Below are 23,151 nucleotides of genomic sequence, written 5' to 3'. Positions count from 1 at the left end.
GTGGGGGGCGTCCACCGAAGGGCTGACCCGCGCGGGGCACGCATGCTGCGGCGCTGACGGATAGGCGGCTAACCTGCGCAAGGCAGCGCCCGGCCAGCCCGCTCAGTTCACGATGCCGTGCAGGATGCACCGCCCAGCACGCAGAAGCGCGCGCAGTGGGGATGGTTGAGCGCCACCGCACCGCTCGCCTCGACGAGGCTCGCGCCGAGGTCGAAGCCCGGATCGTAGGGCAGCAGCGTGCAGGCAACCACGCGCGGCGCGGGTTCATGCTTGCGCTTCACCACCATGCGGCTCGAAGCGCACATCATCTGTGCAGGATCCTTGCCGAGAATGCCCCAGCACGCCTCGCTGATCTCGGCGATGTCGGCATCGGGGTCCATCGCCGGGAACAGCACCAGCTGGGCAGGATCGTCGGCATCGATCGGCAGGGCATGGCGCGCGAACAGCTCACGGTAGCCGGTGCGGGCCTCGCCTTCGCCTTCATGCTCCAGCTGCCGCCCCGCCACCGCGATCCGGAACCCGTGCGCGGCGAGCCATTCGAGCCCCGCCATCGCCTTGTCCCAGCTCACGCCTCGCTCGGCCTCGTGCACCTCGCGGGTATAGTGATCGAGGCTGACCCGGATCGTCAGCCGCTCGCGCCCTTCGAGCGCCAGCAGGGCCGCCTCGGAGCGGCGCATCGGCTGCATCGCGTTGGACAGCACCAGCACCGCGAAGCCGCGGGCGAGGCACAGCTGCAGGATCGGCAGCATGTCGGGGTTCATGAACGGCTCGCCCCCGGTGAAGGCGATCTCGCGGGTCGGCAGGCCTTCGCGCGCGATCTCGTCGAGGAAGGTCTCGACCTCGGCCAGCGTCAGATAGACCAGCGCATCGTTGCGCGGCGAGCTTTCGATGTAGCAGGTGGTGCAGGCCAGATTGCACAGCGTGCCGGTGTTGAACCACAGCGTGTCCAGCCCGGTCAGCGCCACCTGCGCCCGCGGCTCGCCCTTGGCCGTCTGCCGGGGGTTTTCGAACTTGCCGGGTGCGAGCGGCCGGGAGGCTGTCAGGGCGAAGGGAGAAACGACGGTGGCCATGGCGGGAATTCGTTTCACCTCGTCAAAAGATTACATAAGACACGCATGATCGCGTTTTGCTGTAACGGCATGGCGCTGCATTCCGAATAATGCGCAAGGCGCAAGGGAAAATCAAACAGGGGCCACAGCATGAACCTCGATAACAGTCGGCACTATTATGGCGAGGTCCTGCAAGGCTCGGGCGATCTTTTGACCGACGCCTGCACCATGGCCGACATGCCCCCGCGCCACGTGCTGGCTGCGCTTGCCAACGTCCATCCCGAGGTCAAGGCGCGCTATTACGGCTGCGGCCTCGTCGCCCCGGCGGCGATCGAGGGCGCGCGGATACTCGATCTGGGCTCGGGCTCGGGACAGGATGCCTATGTGCTGGCGCAGCTGGTCGGGCCCGATGGTTCGGTGGTCGGCGTCGATGCCACGCCGCAACAGCTCGAGCTGGCGCGCGCGCACCAGGAATGGCACCGTGAGCGCTTCGGCTATGCAGCGGGCAATGTCACCTTCCTCGAAGGCGATATCGAGCGGTTGGGCGAGCTCGGGCTTGAGCCGGGCAGCTTCGACGTGATCGTCTCCAATTGCGTGATCAACCTCGTTGCCGACAAGCAGGCCGTGTTCGCTGCCGCGCACGCGCTGCTGAAGCCGGGCGGGGAGCTCTATTTCTCCGATGTCTATGCCGACCGCCGTGTGCCCGCGCCGCTGCTCGATGATCCGGTGCTGCATGGCGAGTGCCTGTCGGGCGCGCTCTACTGGGGCGATTTTCTGGCGCAGGCCAAGGCGGCGGGCTTTGCCGATCCGCGGCTGGTGAAAGATCGCCCGCTCGGCATCGGCGATCCCGAGATTGCCGAGAAACTCGCCGGCATCCGCTTCTTCTCCGCCACCTACCGCCTGTTCAAGCTCGAGGGGCTGGAGCCCGAATGCGAGGATTACGGTCAGGCGGTGATCTACCGCGGCGGAGTGCTGGGGGAAGAGCGCGTCTTCACGCTCGACAAGGGGCACGTGATCGAGGCCGGGCGGGTATTCCCGGTGTGCGGCAACAGCTGGAAGATGCTGGCCGAGACGCGCTTTGCCACGCATTTTGACTTCATCGGTGATTTCAGCCGCCATTTCGGCGTGTTTGCCGGGTGCGGTGGGGGGATGCCCTTCGACGTGACGCAGGACGCGCAAGCAGCAACGTGTTGCTGACGGCAAGCAGGTGGCGGTTCTTGTCACCGGGGCGGCAGGATTGCTTGGTGGAGCGCTGGTCGCGGCGCTGACCGGGGCGGGCCACCCGGTGATCGGGCTGGTGCACCGCGAGGCAACCATCCGCGACAATGCAGGAAAGGCGCTGGCCGCAACCGAATGCGATCCCGCATCTCCGCCACGCGGCCTCGTCGTGCTTCACGGCGATATTGCCCAGGCGAGGCTCGGACTGGACAGCGCGGCGGGCGCGTGGCTGGAGCGCCACGTCTCCGCGATCATCCACTGTGCCGCGCTGGTCCGGTTTGATGCGGAGTGGGAGGCGCTGGAGGCAGTCAATGTGGCCGGCATCCGCCATGTCGCAGCGCTCTGCCCCGATGCGCGCTTCATTCATGTCAGCACCGCCTATGTCTGCGGCTTGAGGGATGGCCCCATTCCCGAGGCTCCGTGCGATCCCGCCGGGCCGTTCGGCAATCTTTACGAGCGCTCCAAGGCGCTGGGCGAGGCCGAGCTGCACCGGCTGCGGCCTGCCGCGGTGATCGCGCGTCCCTCGATCATTGTCGGCGAGCAGGCCAGCGGGCGCATCCGCAGCTTCGATACGATCTACCGCGCGTTCAAGTTCATCGCCGAGGGAAAGATTGCTGCCGTTCCCGCATCAGCGGAGGCCACACTGAACTTCGTGCCGATCGACCACGTGGTGCGCGGGATCGTCGCGCTGCTCGCGCTGCGGGTACACGATGGCCGGATCGTTCACCTCGCCGCACGCGAGGCCGTTGCGGCCACGCGCTTTCTCGGCTTGATCGGCGGTGTCCCCGGATTGCGCTGCCCGCGCATCCTCACGCCGCAGCAGCACCAACACACCGGCGCAAGCGTCGCCGAGCGGCTGGCGCGGCCCTATTGGGGCTATTTCCAGCGGTATCCCGACTTCGCCACCGATGCGCTGGCCGACCTCACCGGGATCGCTGCGCCGGTATGGGATGATCCCGCCCTGCTGCGCCAGATCACCTTCTGTGCGGAGGCCGGTTTTCTCCGCAAGGGCCTGTCTGCGAAGCCGGTTCAGCGCACATCGGGGTAGTGCTCGGCCAGCTCCTCGCGCGCGCCCATCGCCCACATCGCGCCGACCTTGAGATAGATCCAGTTCGCCCGCCACCGCCCCCAGGCGGCGATCCGGCGGTCCGAGGTCCACACCCAGCGCCGCACCATCCGCGTCCGCCCGAGCCGGGCGAACTTGATGCACAGCTCGGCCTCCTCGAGCACCACCACCCGCTCGTCACAGCCGCCCAGCGCGAGGAAATCGCGGCGGCGGAAGAACATCGCATGGTCGCCGAACAGCAGCCGCACCCCGCGTGCGAAGAGCAGCGGGCGGAAGATCAGCGGGGCGTACCAGGTCTTGATCCAGTTGTGGAAGGTCGACCCCCAGCGCGTGCCGCCCGGGCCGGCGATGCGCGGCATGAAGCTGGCGAGCGCGGTGCGGGGATCGGCCATTGCGGCACGGATCACCGTCACGGCGTCACGCGGCAACAGGCTGTCGGCGTGCAGCACGCAGACGATATCGCCCTGGGCATGCGCCACGCCATGGTTGATCTGCGCTCCCCTGCCCTTGCGCGGCGCGACGAGGCACGTGAGCCCCGCCGCCCGGGCCAGCGCGAGCGTGGCATCGGTGCTGCCACCATCGACCAGCAGGAGCTCGTCGGCGGGCGGATCGAGCGCCGCCAGCGCGGCGATGGTGGCAGGTAGCGCCGCCTCTTCATTGTAGGTCGGGATCAGGATCGTGACCCGGGTCACGCCGCAAGGTCCGGCCAGCGGGCAAGGTCCTCGGGACGGTCGCAATCGGCCAGCATGGCGAGCAGCGCCGGGGCAATCGCCATGGCCTCAAGCCGCCGCAAGGTTTCGGGCAGCACTTCAGCGGTGCTCCACGGCATGTCGGTGAGCAGGTCGGGCAGGGGCTCGCGCATCGCGATGAGATAATAGCCGCCATCCTCCGCCGGGCCAATCGCGACCGGATGGCTGGCGAGCGCTGCCACCGCGGCCGCGACATGGGCCGGGGCGAGATCGGGCGTGTCGGCCCCGAAGAACACCACCGGCGCCCGCGCGGCGAAGGGCAGCAGGCGGGCGGTGAGATCGCCCTCGGCCTGCTGCTCATAGGACAGATCATTGCCGAGCCAGTCGCGGAACGCCGCTTCCTGCGCGCCGGTATAGGCGATCGTCACCGGGCAGCCCGCCTGCCGCAGCACGCCCACGGTGCGCTCGGTCAGGCGGCGGTGGAGCGCTGCCGCGCCCTCCGGCCCGAGCGCCGGGATCAGCCGGGTCTTGCACTGTCCGGGGACCGGATAGCGGGCAAACAGCACGAGTTCGGGACGGATCGACATGCCCAGCCTCTTGGCAAGCGCGCGCCCACCGCGCAACCGGGCAATCGCATCCTCAGGCGGCGTTGAGGCTCCAGTCATAGTCATAGGCCGCGATGCTTTCGGCACCCTCGAGCAGCCTGGCGCTCGGCCCCTCGGCATATTTGCGGGCGTGGTCGAGCACCGCTGCGACCGAGCCCCAATCACCGCCATACCAGTCATAGATGCTCGAGGCGACCACCCGGCCCGGCTCCCCGCCGAACCCGCGCGGATGGTTGACATAGGCGCGCGCCGCCGCCTCCAGCATCGGCTCGAGCCGCGCGCCGGTATAGGCCTCGCGCGCGAGGTTGGGGCAGCCGTACGAGGCGCAATTGACCGCGTAGTGGATCCGCACGTCCTTCCACGTTGCCCGCAGGATATCGTGTTCGATATTGTCGAGCGTCAGGTCGCGTCCCGCCACCGTCACCGCCTTGTCGCGCCACGGTCCGGCGCCGAGCACCCCGATGTCGCGGATCGACTTGAGCGGCAGGTTGGCGATGATCACCGCCACGGTCGCGGCGTTGTACAAATTGACCCAGTAGGCGAATTGTTCGTCGGGGCCGAACCCCTCGATCGTGACCGCCTGCATCGCGGCAAGGTAGGCGGCGAGTTTGTCCGCGGCCTCGGCCTTGAGGCGGTCATAGGCGACGAGGTTCACGCCGTCCGGGCCCTCGGAGACGTATTCGCCGAGCAGGCTGTTCCAGGCGCCGTGATCGATCACCTTGGCCGATGCGGCGTCGGCCTTGAAGCTCTCGCCCTCCAGCCCGCCGCCTCCGCAGGCGGCAAGCAGCGCAGTGGCGGGAACCGCAGCCAGCAGGCGGCGGCGCGAGAGGGTGGGGGTGGGCAGGATCATGATGGGCTCCCGGAGGTGGCGGCGGCAAGGATTGCGGGGGATCGCGGCGGCGCGGTGCGCGCGCGCGGGGCACTGCTGCGGTCGAAGTCGCCGAAGGCTTCGCGGGCGATGACGTAGAGGATCTTCCAGCCCGCCAAAATCACGCCGCGCACCGTGCCCGAGATCTTCGACTGCCCGACGCGCTTGCGATAGCGCACCGGGCGCTCGGCAATGCGCAGGCCGAGCCTTGCGGCGCGCACCTGCATCTCGATCGTCCAGCCGAAATCGCGGTCGGCCATCGCGAGCCGGTCGAGCGCATCGCGGCGGATCGCGCGGAACGGCCCGAGGTCGGTGTAGCGCACCCCCCAGATCACCCGCACCAGCGCCGGGGCGAGCCAGTTGCCGAAGCGCTGCGGCGCCGTCATCGCGCCCGGCTCGATCACCCCGGTGGTGCGCGATCCGATCACCAGATCGGCGCTCCCTGCGATGATCGGGGCAAGCAGCGCGGCGGCATCCTCGGGCACGTCCGAAAGGTCAGCGTCCATGAACAGCACGACGTCTGCGGCCGGATCGAGCGCTGCGAGCGCGGCGAGGCAGGCGGCGCCATAGCCGCGCTCGGGCGCGGGCACCACGCGCGCGCCCGCGGCGGCGGCCACGGCTGCGGTCGCATCGCTCGATGCGTTGTCGGCGACGATGATCGCGGCGAGCCCCGGCGGCGCGGCGGCGCGGATGCCGCGCACCGTCGCGCCGACCGAGGCTTCCTCGTTATAGGCCGGGATCACCACGGCGACCTGCGGCGCCGCGAGCGGCGTCGGCGCGGCGGCGGCACGCTTGCCTTGCTGGCGGTGCCGCCACAGATCGAAGCCGAGCGCGCCCGCGATCACCCCCCACTCGATGAGCTGCGCCAGCGGGTGCACGGCAAAGCTGTCGAGTTCGTAGAGCTCAAGGTTGAGCCCGGTCAGGTAGGACAGCGGCAGGGCCGCGCTCGCCGAGTAGGGCCAGATCTCGCGCCGATCGAGCGCGAAGGGCAGAAGCCACAGCAGATACCAGGCATTGACCGCCGGGGCGAACAGCAGGATGGCCGCGAAGATCGCCGCCAGCGGCACGCTGTCCGCATCGCGCACGCCGGCGTGGAGGCGCAACACCAGCAGCCCTGCCAGCAGCAGCGCCGTCAGTCGGCCGATCCCCGGCCCCAGAAGCCACAGCAGTGGCTCGAAGGCGAGCGGGTTGAAGTACCAGTCGGTCGCGAAGGTGGCGGTGGTCTCGAAGCCGATACCCTGCCCCTGCAGAGCGAAAGGCAGATAGAGCGCGCCGAGCACAGCCACCGCGGTCGCCAGCGCACGCGGCCTCAGGCGCAGCAGCAGCGGCCAGGCGGCAAGCGCGACGATCTTGATCCCTGCCGCAAGCCCGAGGAACGCGCCCGCCGCAATCGGGCGCCGCCGCCCAGCGACCAGCCCCGCGAACAGCGCCAGCGCCATCAGGATGTCGGGGTGGAGGTGGAGCGTGCTCTCCGCAACCACCAGCGGGTTCCAGGCGAACAGCGCCGCGCGGCCCGGATCGTGGCGGCGCAGCACCAGCGCGGTCAGGCCCAGCGTGGCTGCGGCAAAGGCGAGGCGCAGCCCCAGCGGATCGGTCCCGGCGAGGGCGGCGATCGCGGCGAACACGGCTTGCAGCGCGGGTCCGTAGATCGTCGGCAGTTCGGGGTAATTGATCCATTCGAGCACCGCCTGCCATTCGGGCGGGATGGCGGGATCGTCGATGAACTGCGCGGGCGGCACGCCATAAGGCGTGGCTGCTTCCAGCACCCGCCAGCCGTCCCACAGGAAGCGGTAGTAATCGTCCTCGAACACGGTGTGCCCGAACAGGGCGAGCATGTGGGCGGCGGCCGCCACCAGCAGCACCGTGCGCGCCGTCAGAGCGACCGGCCGCCAGAGCAGGAGGCTGACCAGCGCGCCACCGACCGCGAGCGCGCCCGCATAGCCGATGATCGGCGGTGCCACCTGCCGCGAGAGCAAGACCAACGTGCCGACCGTGCCGAGACACGCAGCGGCCGCCGCCATCGCCCGCAGGTCGGAGGCGCGCCCGCGGTGCTCCCCGGGCGATCCCGGCGCGGCGAGGGCAAGCCGGGCGCTAACCGTCACACCCCATATCGCTGCTTCAGGAAGAAGAGCACGGCCTCACGGTCCTTCTTGGTCAACTCGAAGCTGCCGCTGCGCACCGCCTGCGCGACCGCGCCGGCGTTCTGGCGGGTGATGCCGTCCTTGTATTCGCAAGCCGTGCAGGTGATGCGCTTCTTGACCTGCGAACGGCCGCGCTGTTCGAGCCGCTGCTGCTCGTCGAGGACGGAATCGAAGCGGTTGAACCCGCCGACGGCAGCGCCGCCACCGCCCGAGCCCGAACCCGACGCCAGTGCCGGCGTCGCCACCGCTGCAGTTGCCGCAAGTACCACAGAAACAATCATGCGCTTCATAGCCCTATTCCTTTCGATCAAGCCACCGGATCTCCGGTTCCTGAAGGCGGTTCGCGCTTGGATCGCCCTTCGTTACAGCTTGGCGAGGCCGCAGTGCTTTCGCAGGATCACCGGGTCGGTTCGGCCCCTGCCCGCGGGTCGCGCATGAAGGGGCGCAGCAGATAGTCGCGCCAGCCCGACAGCGGGCGGTATCCCTCGATCCCGGTCGCCGGGAAGGTCTCGTCCCCGGGCATGTGCTGCGTGCCGAACAGGCGGTCGTAGAAGCTGAAGAACGAACAGTAATTGCGGCCCCAGTGCTCTACCGCGCGCGCGTGGTGGTGGTGGTGGTAGACGTTGTCGGCGAGCACTTGCCGCAGCCACGGCGGGAAGGAGAGCCCGGGGCTGTCGCTGTGCATGTAGTAGTTCGACACGAGGTAGAAGCTCGTCACCAGCGTCACGTGCGGCTGGGGCTGGTCGATCAGCAGGGCGATCGGCACGGTGATGACCGCGAAATAGAGCGCATCCTGCGCCCAGTGCGAATAGCTGCGCGCCGCATTGAGCCCTTCGATCTGGTGGTGGATCGCATGCAGCCGCCACAGCAGCGGCACGCCGTGCAGCGCGCGGTGCAGCCAGTATTCGAAGAACCCGATGCCGATCATGTAGGCGAAGGGCAGCACCACCAGCGCCGGGCCGAGTTCCTCGGCGCGCAGCAGCGGCGCGAATCCCAGCCACCCCAATGCCATAAACGCGCCCGTCTGGATCAGGATCGCGATCACCAGCGCGGTCGCGGTGTAGAGCAGGCCTGCGCCATAGCGCGGCAGGAAGCGGGAAAAGCGCAGCACTTTCCATTCGGCCGCGGCGAACAGGCCCATCAGCGCGGCCATTGTGAGCAAGCCGCCAGCCAGCGCCGCGACCAGTTGCACCGCGGCCGCAGGCACATCGCGGTCGAGCAGCATCCACCCGATCTCGGCCTGCAGCCAGCCGATCTGCCGCAGCAGCAGCTCGGCAAGGACGATCACGGCGCCGAATCCCGCAACGAAGCCCGTCAGGCGCCGCGCGTTCCAGTGCCGGCGCGGCGCAGGATTGCTCACCACCATGAACCCGCTCCCTCCATGACCTGCGCCGCACGGGTAGATGCGAGCGCGTTCATCGGCATGAGACCGGGTTTCGTCCGCGCGCAGCCAATCGTTACCCTTGATGATCGTCGGACGATTTCGAGGAATCCGCCGGGTCTGCAGGGGAGAGCCCGCGTGCGCGGCGCCTGCGGTCAGCGCAGCGACGCCTTGGAATCGGCGAGCATCGCGTTGAGATAGCCCAGCGTCTGACGCGCCCGCTCGAGCGACTGGCGGGTCAGGGTTTCCGAATTCGTGCCGCGCACCGAGCGTGCCAGGGTATCGAGATAGGTGCGGTAGGTCTTGGCCGCCTCGGCGTTCTGCTGCCTCAGGCGGTAGCTCGCCTGCTCTGCGGCCGAGGCCTCGCGACCGGGCCGCTGGCGGTCACCGAGGCGGATGATGGCGCGGATTGCATCGCGGGCTTCGTCCATGGCGGTGCGATATTGCCGGAGCGTCGCGTTGGTGACGGGGCTGTCAGCCAGGGGCGGCGGGGGCGGGGCGACGACGCTCTCGGCAATGGCGGCGGCAGCCGGCCCTGCGGCAGGGGTCGCCGCAGGCAGCGCGGCTGTGTTGCTCTGGGCGGCTGCGACCGGCCTGATCCGTGCCGCTTCCGCACTGCTTGCGGGCCGGGTTGGCGCAGCGATCCTGTTCTGCTGCGCCTCGACGGGCGCGATTGCATCGGCGGCGAGGCCTGCGGCGGTCTCGGTCGCCGCAGACGTTGCCGCCGGGGAGGGGGATGCAGGCGGGTTGTCGCGGGAGGCACGTGCCTTCTGCATCGCGGGCGCTGGCGGCGCGGCAGTGTCGCCCGCTGCATACCACGCGCCGCCGCCGAGCAGCGCGAGTGCTGCGGCAAGGCCGACGTGGAGCATCATGCCGGTCCGCGCCCGAGCCGCCGGGTTGCGGCCGGCAAGCGCCGCTGCAGGGTCGGCCCCCGACGGGGCAAACCAGGGCAGGGCGTCCAGCGAAGACAGGCCCTCGCCAGCGAGCGCCGCGGGCCTCTCGCTGCGCCGTGCCGCGCCGATCGGCAGCGCACCGCCGTGCAATCGCGCGCGCAGCGTGTTTGCAGCTTTCACCGGATCCAGATCCGGCGCGGGATCGGCAAGGCAGGGGGACATTGATCGATCATCCATTCACGGCAGTTGCGTTCCTGCCTGTCTGAACGGATCGGCGGGCCCGCAAATTCCCGCGCCGCGCAATTTCTTTCGGCCTTGCGGCTTCACCCGAAGCCTCAGGCCGCCGCAGCGATTGCCGGCGCGGTATCGGTCCAGCGCAGGCCCGGCAGATAGCGCGCGGCGACCTTGCCGCCCTCGAGCGCGAAGAGATGCAGCCAGCCATTGTCGAACAGCGTGCGCACATCGGGATGCTTCTCGAGGATCTTGAGCATTTCCTCGCGCGGGGCCTCGATCATGACGCTGAGGCGCAGCGGTTCGTGCTGGAGCTTTTCGCCATCATGCACTCCCTGCCAGGGCAGCCCGGCGCGCAAGCGGCCGCCATTGCCCTCGATCACCCCGAACCCGCCGACGACATTGTGGATCAGCTTGTTGCCGCCGCCGAACAGCTCGGGCGCCACGGACGAGCCGTAATATTGGAGGCTGATCCAGCTCGCCACCACCACCGGGGCGGTGAGGATCAGCTCGAGCGTGGAGAAGCCCTCATCCGCCTCCCAGTCGTAGGAGTGCAGGAAAGCACGCCCGCCGAGGTCGCGGCCTGCCGTTGCATCGCGCGGCGCGGCGATGAAGGCGGCGCAGCCGGCAAGGCCCCATTCGGGGCGGATCTCGGCCCAGTTCCGGGCGCGAGCGGGGATGCTGTCGCCGCTCGCTCCGGGGATGCGCAGCGCACGCTCGGCGCGGGCGACCTTCGCGGCCTGCGCCAGCCACCTGCGGACCTTCGCCAGATCACCGGAGCGAGAGGCGGGGAGGCTGTCGTCATAGATGGTGATGGCATCGGTGGTGGTGTCGTGGAGCCCTGCGACGAACAGCGTGTCCTCGGGCACCGCAACGCCCCGCGAGGCGAGCCCCGCGCGGGTTTCGGGATCGTTCAGGAGGATCGCCAGCAGCCGCGCCGAGACCTCGCCGGTGTAGCCCCCGCAGGCGCCGCAGTGATAGGCGCTCTCGTGCGGGTTGTTGGTCACATTGCCCCCATGGCCGAGCAGCAGCACCAGTTCGCCGTGGCCCTTCGTGAGGCTCATCGCCTTGAGCACCGCCGCGCCGGTGTCGGCCTTGGCCTCGGCGCTCATGCCGCCGATCACTTGCGGCGCGGGGTCAGCCTTTGGCTTGGGCGTGAAGCCGAGTGCCGACTTCACCAGCTTGACCGCATAGACCGGCCCCATCGCCTCGACGAAGGCGAAGGAGGAGACCGCAGCCTGCCGGAATCGGCCCCAGGCGCGCGCGGTGCGGGCGGCGATGCGGCTCGCCTGATCGCGGGCCGGATCGCCAGCGCTGGTGGTGTGGACGGCCGGGCTGAGCAGCACCGGCAGCCGCGCTTCGAGGATGTCCGAGCCGTGGGCATGGTGCGCCAGCGGCAGGCCGAAGAACCCGGCAAAGCCGAGGGTGGCAATCGAGGGGTCGATTCCTTCCAGCGCGCGGCGGAACACCTCCGAGCGCACGTCGATGCAGAAGGCAGCCTGGAGGAAGGGGCGCTCCGCCGAGGCCGGAGCTGCGACCCCAAGGTCTTTGGCCAGCGCCGCGGCAAGGCGGCGCTGGTGGCCGCGGTCGGCGGCGTCCTGCAGGATCGCGAGCGCAACGTCCTGCGCCGACGGAGCCGGAGGAACGGCGTGGGCGGCGACGGTTGCGGCCCATTGGTCGGCGATCGCAGGCGTGCGCACCAGCAGCGCCTCGTCCCAGATCAGGCGGATCGCGAGGAGGTCGACTAGCGTGCGATCGGTGCCGCCTTCGAGCTCGGCCTGCCACAGCAGCCAGCGCGCATGCTGCGCCCAGCCGCCGAGGCTCATCGCCAGGCGGTGGAAAGCGGTGGGTGCGCTCGGCCCGGTCAGGCCGAGGGTTTCGGCGGCAGAGAGGATTGCGCGCTCGGTCGTGTCGGGGGCGCAGGCAACATGGGCGCAGAAGCCGGCGAGGCCAGCGATCTCGGGGGTGAGGTCATGCATCGCCCAGCCGCGCCAGGCGGTGAAGGCCTCGGCGCCCGGAGCGGGGCTCCACAGCGCTTGCCCTCGGTCGAAGTGACCCGCCGCCCACAACCCGATGCACTTGTCGATGAGGGCAGGCCAATCGATACCGGTCGCCTGTGCCGCAAGGTCGGCGACGGTCGGCAGCGCGCGCGGGGGCTGGGCGGCGCCGATCCGCGCAGCGGCATGGCGCAGCATCGCGGTATCCGCGGGCTTGAGCGGCGAGGCGCTCGCAGCGAGCGCGTCAGCCAGGTCACCCTCGGTGATCGCGCCACTTATGATCGCCTCGCAGTAATTCGCACCGGTCCGCGTCGCCCGCACCCCCGCGACCCGCGCCAGCCGCGCGGTGGCGGTGGCGAGGTCCTCGTGGGTCTGGCCGAGGAAGGGGTTGACCGCCACGGTCGCATCGAGCGGGAAGGCGGGCGGGATCATGCGGGCCGCCGCTTCGGCGGCTTCGAGCACCTCGGAGAAACGGGCCGGGGCGATGTCGGCGTGGTTCATCAGCATGGCGTTGTCTCCGTTGGTGGGTTCGTCAGCGGGTCATCGTGGTGCGGAAGCCGCCGATGGCGCGGTCGAGCAGGGCGTTCATGTAGAGGCCGTTGGCGAGGTGTACCCTGAGCCCGGCGGTGGCCGGGTGGTGCGCCCACAGCGGGAACAGCGCCTGCGCGAAGGCGACCAGGCCGAAGCTCGCGACCGCGATCACCAGTAGCGCCCATTCCAGATCGGTCGGCATCGGGGCGGCGGGCAGCAGCGGGCCCCAGATGCCTTGCGCGGCGGTCTGGAAGCTGAAGTAGCCGATGGCGGCGGCCAGCGCGGCGGCGGCGGTGCGCTTGGTGAGCGCGACCGGCGCGGCGTCGGCAAGGCCCTGTGCGACGAGGTAGGCCACCCCGAAGATCAGGATCGCCCCGAGCGCGAGGGCCTGCGGGGTCTTGGGGCCGAAGGCAGCGGTGAAGGTCGCGGCGATCGCGGCGAAGATCGCCAGCGCCAGCGCGAAGCTCTTGAGCACCGCGGCGACGCTCGGCACCGCCACCGGTCCGGGGCGGCGGATGTTCGCCACCTCGGTGACCGCCCCGCCCGAGGAGAGGAAGGCGTGGGCCTTGTAGAGGGAGTGGGCGATGATGTGCAGCAGCGCCAGCGTCCACAGGCCGAGGCCGCACTGGAGCAACATGAAGCCCATCTGCGAGACGGTCGACCAAGCGAGCGCGGTCTTGATCGCGCTCTGGGTGAGCATCACCGCCGCCCCGAACAGTGCGGTGAAGCCGCCGATCATCACCAGCGCGGCCATCGCCCCGGTGCTCTGCTGCACGAGGCCTGCGGCGGTGATCAGCAGCACGCCGCCCGAGTTGATGATCCCGGCGTGGAGCAGCGCGGAGACCGGGGTAGGGGCCTCCATCACCTCGGTCAGCCAACCGTGGAGCGGGAAGGCGGCGGTCTTCAATGCTGCGGCGGCGACCAGCGCGGCGATGCCGAGCGTTCCGGCAAGGCCGAGGCCGGTGGCTTGGGCGGCGGCGGGGAGCGCGGCGAGGTCGAGCGTGCCGAAGCGGCTGAGCAGCAGCCCTGCGGCCAAGGCGAGCAGCACGTCGCCGCCGTGCCAGACATAGGCGAACTTGGTCGCCGCGCGCTGCGCCTCCGGGCGGTCGGGGTAGAACAGCAGCAGCTTGCGCAGGGCAAGACCGACCGCGAGCGTGGCGATGATCATGGTCGGCAGCGTGCCCGCCTGGACGAACACCAGCACCGCGGCGAGCGCGGTCAGCATCAACCCGTGGAACGCCCCCTCGCGCGCCTCGCCGTCGAGATAGGTGCGGCTGTATCGCATCACGATCCAGCCGATGAAGCCGACCAGCGCGGCAAGGCTCGCCACCACCAGATCGGCGCGCAGGCCGAGAGTGAGTGGTGCCTCGAACAGCGCTGCGTGCGCCGGGGCGCCGAACGCGGCGCGGGCGAGTCCCGCCAGCGTGAGGGCGAAGGTGGCCAGGGCAGCAAGCTCGGCGAATAGCGGCAGGCGCCCGGGGCGCTTGCCCGGGCGCAGCAGCGCCAGCACGAGGGCCGGCACGAGCGCCAGCGGGGCGATCATGGTCTCGGTGATGGCATCGGGCATCTGGCGAACACTCCGTCGGCGGGCAGGTCTGCGGTTGCCGAGCGGATAGGGGCTGGACGGACTTAAGAAAAATTCATATTTTGTGGCCAATCGTTCCATAGGAAAGAACGCTCAGCCGGGATCGAGCCCCATGGCCACCCTCAATCTTCACCACCTGCGCCTGTTCCGCGCCGTCGCGCGCGAGGGCACGCTGACCGCCGCGGCGAAGGCGCTCAACATCTCGCAAAGCGCGGTCTCGACCCAGATCAAGGCGCTCGAAACCGACCTCGGCCACGACCTGTTCGAACGGCGCGGGCGCAATCTGGTGCTGACCGAGGCGGGGCGGATCGCGCTCGATTATGCCGAGCAGATTTTTCGGGCTTCCGAACAGCTCACCGCGACCTTCCGCGCGGTCGGCGGGCAGCGCAAGGTGCTGCGGATCGGCGCGCTGGCGACGCTGTCGCGCAACTTCCAGATGGGATTCCTCGCCCCGCTGCTGGGGCGCGACGATGTGGAAGTCGTGCTGCGCTCAGGCACGCAGGCCTCGCTGCTGCGCTCGCTGGAAGCGCTCCGGATCGACGTGCTGCTCACCAACCAGGTGCCTGCCCGTGATGCCGCGAGCCCCTACCTCGTGCGGCGCCTTGCCGAACAGCCGGTCAGCCTCGTCGGCAGCCGCGCGCGGCTGGCGCTCGCCGCGCAGGGACTACCGGTGCTGCTCTCGCGCGCGCCGCTGATCCTGCCGACCCCGGAGACCGCCTTGCGCGCCGGGTTCGACGCGCTGGTCGAGAGCCTCGGCATCGTCCCGCGCATTACCGCCGAGGCCGACGACATGGCGATGCTGCGCCTGCTCGCGCGCTCGGACGCAGGGGTGGCGGTGATCCCGCCGATCGTGGTGCGCGACGAGCTGGCCAATGGCACGCTCTATGAGCTCGCCCAGCTCCCCGGCCTCACCGAGGAATTCCACGCCGTCACCACCCCGCGCACCTTCCCCAATCCGCTGCTGCGCGAGGTGCTGGACGAGGCGCTGCCGGTCAGCGGCTAGGGCGCGCTCACCAGCCCCGGCTCTCCAGCATCGGCACCATGAAGCGGTTGAGCCCGGCCGCGAGCACCGCCAGCGCGGCCCGGCGCGGGGCCGACAGGTGCCGACCATCGACCGCCATGTATTCGATGATCCCGCGCGCGCCGCGGTTGCGCTTGAACTGGGAAGCGCCCGCCGATCCGTGGAACCTGAGGCCCCGCTCCAGCGCGAGCGCGGTCGCGCAATAGCTGGCAATCCGGTACAGCGCCTCCTCCTGCGGCCTGGCGGTATCATAGCCCATCAGCGGCACGGTTCCGACCCCGCCCGCGCAGCGCAGCGCGGCAAAGGCCATCACCTCGCCCGCCGGATTGCGCAGCAGCGAATAGGCGAGCAGGCCGGTTTCGGCGCTCATCGTGACGAAGGCGGGGGTGAAGCGCGGATTGATCGCCGAATAGCGCGCGACATAAAGCTGGTGGTAGAGTTCGGCGATCCGCGCGGCATCGGATGGGGCGATCCGCTCGGGGCGCTCCAGGGTCAGCCCCGATCGCCGCAGCATCCGGGCGTCGGCCTTGGTGTGGCTGCGCACGCGCCAGTCGCGCTCCAGATCATCGGTCACCCACACCTGCCGGGCGGGCAGCAGCGTCCAGCCATCGGCGCGCACCGCGTCCAGCAGGGCCGGACAGGTCCAGGCGTCCACCGAGCGGATCGCGATGAAGTGATCGGGATAGCGCGCCGCCAGAAGGCGGCGCATCTGCGCCAGCCCCTCGCCCTGCCAGTCGCCGTGGAGGCTGGTCGACAGCAGCCAGTTGTCGAGATGCACCGCGCGGCTGAGGCGGCTGGCGCGCATGAGCCCGGCGATCAGCCCCAGCACGCCCTCGGCCACGTAACGCACACCGCCGAGGCCCATCAGCCCGATTTCGTCGCGCGGGTAGAGCACGTAGGTGCTGTGCGGGCTCGAGACATAGCTGCGCCCGCGGCTGCCGTCGTCGATCGTCACCGGCAGCCGCGCAGCGCCCTGCCGCAGCAGCATGACCTCGCAGGCGGCATTGGCGATCAGCGCGGGCGTGCCCTGCGCGCGGAAAGCCGCCACATGGCGCGCCGCGGGCGAGCCGTCGGCCGCCAGCGCGGCGGAATCGCTCAGCAATTCGGCAGTCACGTGCAAGGATGCTCCACCCGTGCGGGCGGCAGGAGACCGCCCGGCGGCTTGCGCAGTGGCGCGTGATCGTGACGTGATCTTGACACTGCGGGGCCGTGAACCGTGCGGACAACATCGGCGAGGCCTTGCAGGCGGCCGAGCGGCGGCGTAATGCCGCGCGCCCCTCACGATTTGGGCACGCAAGAGAGATCCATGCAGGAATCGCAACAGACCCCCGCGCTCACCGCCGAACTGACCGGGCGCCCCGTCATCTCCGCCACCGGCCTGTTCACGCCGCCCGAGAGCATCACCAACGAAGAGCTGGTCGCCAGCTTCAACGCCTTCGTTGACCGCCACAACGCCGCCAATCCGGACGCCGAGCCGCTGGCCCATTCCTCGGTCGAGTTCATCGAGAAGGCGAGCGGGATCAAGGCGCGCCACGTGATGAGCAAGGCGCCGATCCTCGATCCCGAGATCATGTGCCCGCGCCTGCCCGAGCGCGCGAACGACGAGATTTCGGTGATGGCCGAAATCGGCGTCGCTGCCGCACGGCAGGCGCTGGAGCGGGCCGGGCGGCGGCCCGAGGATGTCGACGCGGTGCTGTGCGCCGCCTCCAACATGCAGCGCGCCTACCCGGCGATGGCGATCGAGATCCAGCAGGCGCTCGGGATCGAGGGCTTCGGTTTCGACATGAACGTCGCCTGCTCCTCGGCGACCTTCGGCATCCAGACCGCGGCCGATTATGTGCGATCGGGCAATGCCCGCAGCGTGCTGGTGGTCAGCCCCGAGATCACCTCGGGCCACTTGAACTGGCGCGACCGCGACAGCCACTTCATCTTCGGCGACGTGGCGACCGCGGTGCTGGTGGAGGACGCCGCGATTGCGCCCGCGCAGCACTGGGAGATCCTCGGTACGAAGCTGAAGACGGTGTTCTCGAACAACATCCGCAACAATTTCGGCTTCCTCAACCGCGCCGCGCCCGAGGGGGAAGGCATGCCCGACAAGCTGTTCGTCCAGGAAGGGCGCAAGGTTTTCAAGGAAGTGGTGCCGATGGTCGCGCAGATGATCATCGACGAGGCGGCGCGGCTCGGCATCGATCCGGCGGGCTTGCGGCGGCTGTGGCTGCATCAGGCCAACGCGGGGATGAACCGGTTGATCGCGCAGCGCGTGCTCGGCCACGAGGCCTCGGACGACGAGAGCCCGACCGTGCTCGACACCTACGGCAACACCTCGAGCGCCGGCTCGATCATCGCCTTTCATCAGCATAATGAGGAACTTGATCCGGGCGACACCGGGCTGATCTGCTCGTTCGGCGCGGGCTACTCGGCGGGCACGGTGTTCGTGCGCAAGGTGGGCTGAGCGGGCGACTTGCCTTGCGGGGGGCGCAAGCTCTCCCTAGAAGCGTGAGCCATGGCAGGCGAAATCCTCGACAACAAGGGCCGCGGCGAGGCGGGCTGGGACTGGCCCGCGATCCATCCCGAGGGACGCAAGTTCGGGCTGATCGCGGTCGCTGCGAGCCTGTTCTTCCTGCTCGTGCTCGGCTGGGAGATCATCGGCTGGCCGCTTTTCGTGCTCTCGGCCGGCATTTTCGCCTTCTTCCGCGATCCCGAGCGCGTGGTGCCGCAGGCCGACAACGTGATCCTCTCGCCCGCCGACGGGATCGTCAGCCTCATCCGGGAGGTCGAACCCCCGCTCGAACTCCAGATCGACGACGGTTCGGGCCATCCGGGCCTGCCCGCGGGCCCGGTCACGCGGGTCTCGATCTTCATGAGCGTCTTCGATGTCCACATCAACCGCACGCCGGTGGGCGGCACGGTGCGCCGGGTGGTCTACATCCCCGGCCGCTTTGTCAGTGCCGAACTCGACAAGGCGAGCGAGGAGAACGAGCGCCAGCACCTGCTGATCGAGCGCTCCGATGGCTTGCGCGTCGGCTTCACCCAGATCGCGGGGCTGGTGGCGCGGCGGATCGTGCCCTTCGTCAAGCCCGGCGACATCCTCGCCAAGGGGCAGCGGGTGGGGCTGATCCGGTTCGGCAGCCGGGTCGACGTCTATCTTCCGGCCGGAACCGACCCCAGGGTCATGATCGGGCAGAGCGTGATCGCGGGCGAGACGGTGCTCGCCGAGATCGGCCAGCGTGGTCTCATCGAGGGAATCTCGCAATGAACCTGCCCCCGCCGCGCAAGAAGGGCCCGGGGCGCAAGCTGCCGGGCGCGCGCTACCTGCCGGCGCGGCTCGGCCCCAAGGCGGCCGAGGACGAGGATGCGCGCGCCGCGGGTGACGGCAGCGGGCTGACCCTGCGGGCGATGCTCCCCAATGCGGTGACCGCGGCGGCGCTGTGTTCGGGGCTGACCGGGATTCGCTTCGCGATCGACGGGCAGTGGGCTTTCGCGATCGGGCTGGTGGTGCTGGCGGGCGTGCTCGACGGGATCGACGGGCGTATCGCGCGGCTGCTCAACGCCCAGTCGCGCTTCGGGGCCGAGCTCGATTCGCTTGCCGATTCGCTGTCCTTCGGGGTCGCGCCCGCGCTGATCCTGTTCCTCTGGTCGCTACAGGGATGGGAGCGGTTCGGCTGGTTCGCCGCGCTCGCCTTCGCGATCTGCTGCGCGCTCAGGCTGGCGCGGTTCAACGCCCGCATCGATGTCGACGACCAGCCGCACAAGTCGGCCGGGTTCCTGACCGGGGTGCCCGCGCCGGTCGGGGCGGGGCTTGCCTTCACGCCCTTCTACCTGTGGTTCGAAACGGGCTACGCCGCCTTCCGCGAGCCGGTGTTCATGACCGCCTGGCTGACGCTGATCGCCGGGCTGATGATCTCGAACATGCCGACGCTGAGCTGGGCCTCGCTGCGGCCGCGCCGTGCAATCCGCCTGCCGCTGATTGCCTTCACCGGCCTCGCTTTTGCCGCGCTGCTGCTCGAGCCGTGGTGGACGCTGGCAGCGATCAGCATCGTCTATCTAGCGCTGATGCCTTATGGTCTCGTCAGATACGCCCGGATCAGGCGGCGAAAGCAGGCTGCGCAAGCCGAGCTCCACCCGGCTGCGCCGCCCGCCGCATAGCGACCGCGCGGTGCGGGGGCGCCGCCACCCGCGGGCGCAGCGCCATCTCGATCGCTGCGGCCTGGAGCGCGAACCCGGCACGCATCACCTCACCCTCCCGCATCAGCCGCGCATAGGCGGCGCGCGCTTCGAGGAGACAGTGCGCGACCGTCGCAAGCGCGATCAGACCGGAGAGGGTGAACAGGACGGCGATGGCGAGAGATAGCATGCGGGTTTACCCCTATGTCCGATAGTTCCACGTTTGTTCTGTCGCTTTGTTCTCCAACTGTTCCGCCGAGTCAAGCGCAATCGTGACCAATGTGGTGAGGAATTTTCCGTAAGGAGCGATCGAGGACTGGATTTCCTGCGTTCACCCCGCTAATGGCGCGCTCGCTCCGGCAAGGGCGTTCGGCCCGAAACCGAGGCAAATTCACATGGAAGGCGCTCATACCGGTGCCGTTTGCGGGACGCTCCGCACACGCGGTTCCAGCCTTCCAGAGGAACAACCGGAAAGGAAATACCTATGGCGGCTCCCGTCGTCACCATGCAAGCATTGATCGAGGCCGGCGCTCACTTCGGCCACCAGACCCACCGCTGGAACCCGCGCATGAAGCCGTACATCTTCGGCGCGCGCAACGGGGTTCACATCATCGACCTGTCGCAGACCGTGCCGCTGTTCGCGCGCGCGCTCGACTTCGTCGAATCGACCGTGCGTTCGGGCGGCAAGGTGCTGTTCGTCGGCACCAAGCGCCAGGCGCAGGAGCCGATCGCCGAGGCCGCGCGCATGTCGGGCCAGCACTTCGTCAACCACCGCTGGCTTGGCGGGATGCTCACCAACTGGAAGACCATCTCGGGCTCGATTCGCCGCTTGAAGAGCCTCGAGGAAATGCTCTCGGGCGACACCTCGGGCTTCACCAAGAAGGAAGTCCTCCAGCTTACCCGTGAGCGCGAGAAGCTGGAGCTGTCGCTCGGCGGCATCCGCGACATGGGCGGCATTCCGGACGTGATGTTCGTGATCGACGCCAACAAGGAAGACCTCGCGATCAAGGAAGCCGGCGTGCTCGGCATCCCGGTGATCGCGATCCTCGACACCAACGTCGATCCGAGCGGCATCGCCTTCCCGGTTCCGGGCAATGACGATGCGAGCCGCGCCGTGCGCCTCTACTGCCAGGCGATCGGCGAAGCCGCGCTTGCCGGCAAGGGCAAGTTCCAGGCCGACGTGTCGAGCGATTTCGGCGCGATGGCCGAGCCTCCGGCGGAAGACGTCGTGGTCGAGGAACCGGCCGCGGAAGACGCCGAAGCCTGATCTTTTGCGCGGGGGCAGGCGCACAGCGTCAATCCCCCGTCACAATCCCCCTCTAGCGCGCCCGGCATTGCCTCCCTTCCGGACGGCAGGGCCGGGCGCCCGACAACACACATAAAGGAATTCTCCATGGCCGATATTTCCGTCGCCGACGTGAAGAAGCTGCGCGAGCGCACCGGCGCTGGCATGATGGATGCCAAGAAAGCGCTGACCGAAGCGGGCGGCGACATCGAGGCCGCGGTCGACGCGCTGCGCGCCAAGGGCCTCGCCACCGCCCAGAAGAAGTCGAGCCGCACCGCGGCCGAAGGTCTGGTCGGCGTGCTCGTCGCGGGCACCAAGGGCGTGGCGGTCGAGATCAACTCGGAAACCGATTTCGTCGCCAAGAACGACCAGTTCCAGAGCTTCGTGCGCAATGCCACCGCGGTCGCGCTCGAGGTCGGCACCAGCGACGTCGAAGCCCTCAAGGCGGCCGCCTATCCGGGCGGCGGCACCGTGGGTGACAAGCTGACCGAGAACGTCGCCACCATCGGCGAGAACCAGCAGATCCGCCGCATCAAGCAGGTCGCCGTGACGCAGGGTGCCGTGGTTCCCTACATCCACAACGCGGCCGCCGACGGCCTCGGCAAGATCGGCGTGCTCGTCGCGCTGGAATCGGACGCCGATGCCGACACGCTCAACGCTCTGGGCAAGGACATCGCCCAGCACGCTGCCGCGATGTTCCCGCAGGCGCTCGACGCTGACGGTCTCGACGCCGACGTGATCGAGCGCGAACGCAAGATCGCCGCCGAAAAGGCTGCCGAAAGCGGCAAGCCCGCCGACGTGCAGGCCAAGATGGTCGAAGGCGCGGTGAAGAAGTTCGCCAAGGAGAACGCGCTGCTCAGCCAGATCTTCGTCAAGGACGGCAAGGCGACCGTGGAAGAATACATCGCCAAGGCCGCCAAGGACGCGGGCAAGTCGATCAAGCTCGTCGACTACGTGCGCTTCCAGCTCGGCGAAGGCATCGAGAAGGAAGAAGTCGATTTCGCCGCGGAAGTGGCAGCGACGCTGAAGGGCTGATCCCTTCATTCCATCGCATCGTAAGCGGCCGTCGCAGCTCAGCGCTGAGGCGGCCGTTTTGCTTATTTACCCGTTGGTTGCCACTTAGCCTTATGTTCGTCCGGCATGGCGCCCGGGGCTTTCGATGGCCCCCCGCACGCACTACAGCCGGAGCCGAGCGGGATGAATGACGATATCTGGATCAAGGGCGTATCTGCCGAGGACGCGAGGCGCGTCCTGTCATTCAAGGATCTTTCTTGGTTTCTGTGCCACCATGGGTTCGAGCAGCGATGGAAGGTCTGCGTGCGCAATCTTGAGGCAGCAGGCGATCACGAGCTTGCTGCCGCGATCAAGGCTGGCGGCGAAGTTTACGACCGCTGGGAGGCGATCCGCACCTCGCGCGACGATGGCAGTCTCACGCATGAGGAAACCAACGCCTCTGTTGCAGAGATGCGCCCGATCAGCGCCCGTGTCTGGGCCATCATCAAGGGCTAGTTCCGGCGCGCAGCCTTAGCGCAGCGCCGGGCGGATTTCGATCAGCCATACCTCCGGGTGAGTGAACAGCCGCAGCGGCAGCAGGCTGGTGCCGAGCCCCGCACTCGTCACGAGCACCTTGCCGTGCTGGCGCACAACACCGCAGGCGTAGAGATCGCCGTAGTCCGACATCGTCGCGGGTGCGCCGCCCCAAGGCCAGGCGATCTGGCCGCAATGGGTGTGCCCGGCCAGAACCAGCGGCACTTGCACCGGCACGTTGGGGAAGATGTCGGGCGAGTGGCTCAGCACCACCGGCACGCCTGTGCGGCCCGCCATATCCGCCACCGTCGCGGGCAGATCGGCCTGGCCGGTGAAGTCATCGTCCACCCCGCCGATCACCAGCGGCCCGGCCGTGAGCGCTTCGTTTCGCAGCACCTTTATCTGCGGATAGCGCGCGAGCTCGGCCGCAAGCTTGTCCCATCCGAACCAGTGGTCGTGATTGCCCGGCACCACCACCACCCCCAGCGGCGCGGACAAGCGCCCAAGCGGAGCAATCACCTCGGCGGCGGTGTAGATGTGCGAGGCGGTGCGCTTCTCGCTGACGAGATCGCCCGCGATGGCCACGAGATCGGGCTTCAGCGCGTTGACCTGCGCCACGATCCGCGCGAGCCGTTCGGGCGGCATGTCGGGGCCGGCGACGTGGATGTCGGAGAGCAGCGCGATGGTTACAGGCCGTGATCCGGTGGGGAGGGCAGGGCTCTCGACCACCAGCCGCTGGGTCACCGGCGCGTGCATCGTGTCGTGCCACGCCTTGGCCCCGACCATCACGGCGAGGACCAGCGCCGCCACCAGCGCCCTGCGGATGATTGTCTTGGCCATTATCCCCGCTATCCTCTTGGCAGCACGGTGACACCCCGATAAAGGCCCCCGCTAGCCCAC

At 69.2% G+C, this 23,151-nt stretch carries 22 protein-coding genes; 9 read left to right on the top strand and 13 right to left on the bottom strand.

The genetic code is table 11. The annotated features are described in order from the left end of the window. Positions 1 to 107: 107 nt before the first annotated feature. Positions 108 to 1,070, bottom strand: a complete 963-nt coding sequence (locus AX692_RS02650; protein WP_073975896.1) for a radical SAM protein — start codon at positions 1,068 to 1,070, stop codon at positions 108 to 110. A gap of 129 nt (positions 1,071 to 1,199) precedes the next feature. Here AX692_RS02650 and AX692_RS02645 point away from each other — a divergent pair, with 129 nt between their 5' ends. Beyond that, entirely contained in the window at positions 1,200 to 2,246 is a 1,047-nt protein-coding gene (locus tag AX692_RS02645) for a methyltransferase domain-containing protein (RefSeq protein WP_073975897.1), read from the top strand. Positions 2,247 to 2,256: 10 nt separating this feature from the next. Further along, the gene (locus tag AX692_RS02640; RefSeq protein ID WP_081095088.1) at positions 2,257 to 3,315 is read left to right on the top strand and encodes an SDR family oxidoreductase; all 1,059 of its coding nucleotides are present in this window, start codon (positions 2,257 to 2,259) and stop codon (positions 3,313 to 3,315) included. Here AX692_RS02640 and AX692_RS02635 read toward each other — a convergent pair. The 9 genes from AX692_RS02635 to AX692_RS02595 form a co-directional block, all read right to left on the bottom strand. After that, on the bottom strand, positions 3,297 to 4,025 hold the full coding sequence (locus AX692_RS02635; RefSeq protein WP_073975899.1) for a glycosyltransferase: 729 nt from the start codon (positions 4,023 to 4,025) through the stop codon (positions 3,297 to 3,299). The two genes, AX692_RS02640 and AX692_RS02635, sit on opposite strands and share 19 nt — an antisense overlap. After that, the gene (locus AX692_RS02630) at positions 4,022 to 4,609 is read right to left on the bottom strand and encodes a TIGR04282 family arsenosugar biosynthesis glycosyltransferase (RefSeq protein ID WP_073975900.1); all 588 of its coding nucleotides are present in this window, start codon (positions 4,607 to 4,609) and stop codon (positions 4,022 to 4,024) included. Before AX692_RS02630 ends, AX692_RS02635 begins: the two co-directional genes overlap by 4 nt. Positions 4,610 to 4,661: 52 nt before the next feature. Continuing rightward, positions 4,662 to 5,477, bottom strand: coding sequence for a DUF547 domain-containing protein (locus AX692_RS02625; RefSeq protein WP_073975901.1), 816 nt, complete (start codon positions 5,475 to 5,477; stop codon positions 4,662 to 4,664). Next, positions 5,474 to 7,597, bottom strand: coding sequence for a glycosyltransferase family 2 protein (locus AX692_RS18710; RefSeq protein ID WP_196491757.1), 2,124 nt, complete (start codon positions 7,595 to 7,597; stop codon positions 5,474 to 5,476). Before AX692_RS18710 ends, AX692_RS02625 begins: the two co-directional genes overlap by 4 nt. Next, positions 7,594 to 7,926: a hypothetical protein gene (locus AX692_RS02615; RefSeq protein ID WP_073978108.1), complete on the bottom strand. Its 333-nt coding sequence runs from the start codon at positions 7,924 to 7,926 to the stop codon at positions 7,594 to 7,596. Before AX692_RS02615 ends, AX692_RS18710 begins: the two co-directional genes overlap by 4 nt. Before the next feature lie 107 nt (positions 7,927 to 8,033). Further along, complete coding sequence (locus tag AX692_RS02610; protein WP_073973932.1) at positions 8,034 to 9,002, bottom strand: sterol desaturase family protein; 969 nt, start codon at positions 9,000 to 9,002, stop codon at positions 8,034 to 8,036. A gap of 170 nt (positions 9,003 to 9,172) precedes the next feature. Continuing rightward, positions 9,173 to 10,090 (bottom strand): hypothetical protein, encoded by a 918-nt coding sequence (locus AX692_RS02605; protein WP_155646445.1) that lies wholly within the window; start codon positions 10,088 to 10,090, stop codon positions 9,173 to 9,175. Between the two features lie 155 nt (positions 10,091 to 10,245). Beyond that, positions 10,246 to 12,645: a YbcC family protein gene (locus AX692_RS02600; protein ID WP_081095087.1), complete on the bottom strand. Its 2,400-nt coding sequence runs from the start codon at positions 12,643 to 12,645 to the stop codon at positions 10,246 to 10,248. Between the two features lie 25 nt (positions 12,646 to 12,670). Continuing rightward, positions 12,671 to 14,236 (bottom strand): proton-conducting transporter membrane subunit, encoded by a 1,566-nt coding sequence (locus AX692_RS02595; protein WP_073975774.1) that lies wholly within the window; start codon positions 14,234 to 14,236, stop codon positions 12,671 to 12,673. A gap of 130 nt (positions 14,237 to 14,366) precedes the next feature. On the opposite strand from AX692_RS02595, the gene AX692_RS02590 reads away from it, so the two are divergent. Further along, complete coding sequence (locus AX692_RS02590; RefSeq protein WP_073975775.1) at positions 14,367 to 15,257, top strand: LysR family transcriptional regulator; 891 nt, start codon at positions 14,367 to 14,369, stop codon at positions 15,255 to 15,257. A gap of 7 nt (positions 15,258 to 15,264) precedes the next feature. Here the strand turns inward: AX692_RS02590 and AX692_RS02585 are convergent, their stop codons facing one another. Beyond that, entirely contained in the window at positions 15,265 to 16,389 is a 1,125-nt protein-coding gene (locus AX692_RS02585; RefSeq protein WP_073975776.1) for a hypothetical protein, read from the bottom strand. Positions 16,390 to 16,581: 192 nt separating this feature from the next. Here AX692_RS02585 and AX692_RS02580 point away from each other — a divergent pair, with 192 nt between their 5' ends. From AX692_RS02580 to AX692_RS02570, 3 genes are read left to right on the top strand one after another with little or no spacing between them, the layout of a single operon-like run. Continuing rightward, the gene (locus AX692_RS02580; protein WP_073975777.1) at positions 16,582 to 17,727 is read left to right on the top strand and encodes a beta-ketoacyl-ACP synthase III; all 1,146 of its coding nucleotides are present in this window, start codon (positions 16,582 to 16,584) and stop codon (positions 17,725 to 17,727) included. 51 nt (positions 17,728 to 17,778) lie between these two features. Further along, the gene (locus AX692_RS02575) at positions 17,779 to 18,531 is read left to right on the top strand and encodes a phosphatidylserine decarboxylase (protein WP_073975778.1); all 753 of its coding nucleotides are present in this window, start codon (positions 17,779 to 17,781) and stop codon (positions 18,529 to 18,531) included. After that, entirely contained in the window at positions 18,528 to 19,421 is an 894-nt protein-coding gene (locus AX692_RS02570; protein WP_081095086.1) for a CDP-alcohol phosphatidyltransferase family protein, read from the top strand. The genes AX692_RS02575 and AX692_RS02570 overlap by 4 nt, the downstream gene beginning before the upstream one ends. Here AX692_RS02570 and AX692_RS02565 read toward each other — a convergent pair. After that, the gene (locus AX692_RS02565; protein WP_073977018.1) at positions 19,360 to 19,629 is read right to left on the bottom strand and encodes a hypothetical protein; all 270 of its coding nucleotides are present in this window, start codon (positions 19,627 to 19,629) and stop codon (positions 19,360 to 19,362) included. The two genes, AX692_RS02570 and AX692_RS02565, sit on opposite strands and share 62 nt — an antisense overlap. A 294-nt stretch (positions 19,630 to 19,923) precedes the next feature. Between AX692_RS02565 and rpsB the strand changes: the two genes are divergently transcribed. The 3 genes from rpsB to AX692_RS02550 all read left to right on the top strand — a co-directional run bounded on the left by rpsB (position 19,924) and on the right by AX692_RS02550 (position 22,233). Continuing rightward, positions 19,924 to 20,706, top strand: coding sequence for a 30S ribosomal protein S2 (gene rpsB, locus AX692_RS02560; RefSeq protein ID WP_073975780.1), 783 nt, complete (start codon positions 19,924 to 19,926; stop codon positions 20,704 to 20,706). Between the two features lie 126 nt (positions 20,707 to 20,832). Then, entirely contained in the window at positions 20,833 to 21,759 is a 927-nt protein-coding gene (tsf, locus tag AX692_RS02555; protein ID WP_073975781.1) for a translation elongation factor Ts, read from the top strand. A gap of 162 nt (positions 21,760 to 21,921) precedes the next feature. Next, positions 21,922 to 22,233, top strand: coding sequence for a hypothetical protein (locus AX692_RS02550; RefSeq protein WP_073975782.1), 312 nt, complete (start codon positions 21,922 to 21,924; stop codon positions 22,231 to 22,233). A 15-nt stretch (positions 22,234 to 22,248) separates the two neighbouring features. Here the strand turns inward: AX692_RS02550 and AX692_RS02545 are convergent, their stop codons facing one another. Continuing rightward, entirely contained in the window at positions 22,249 to 23,091 is an 843-nt protein-coding gene (locus AX692_RS02545; RefSeq protein ID WP_073975783.1) for a metallophosphoesterase, read from the bottom strand. Between the last annotated feature and the right edge of the window lie 60 nt (positions 23,092 to 23,151).

It is taken from the genome of Erythrobacter donghaensis (assembly GCF_001557325.1).
Taxonomy (GTDB): domain Bacteria; phylum Pseudomonadota; class Alphaproteobacteria; order Sphingomonadales; family Sphingomonadaceae; genus Erythrobacter; species Erythrobacter donghaensis_B.
Note: the sequence above shows the minus strand (reverse complement) of the source record. Positions and strands in the feature narration are given on the sequence as shown.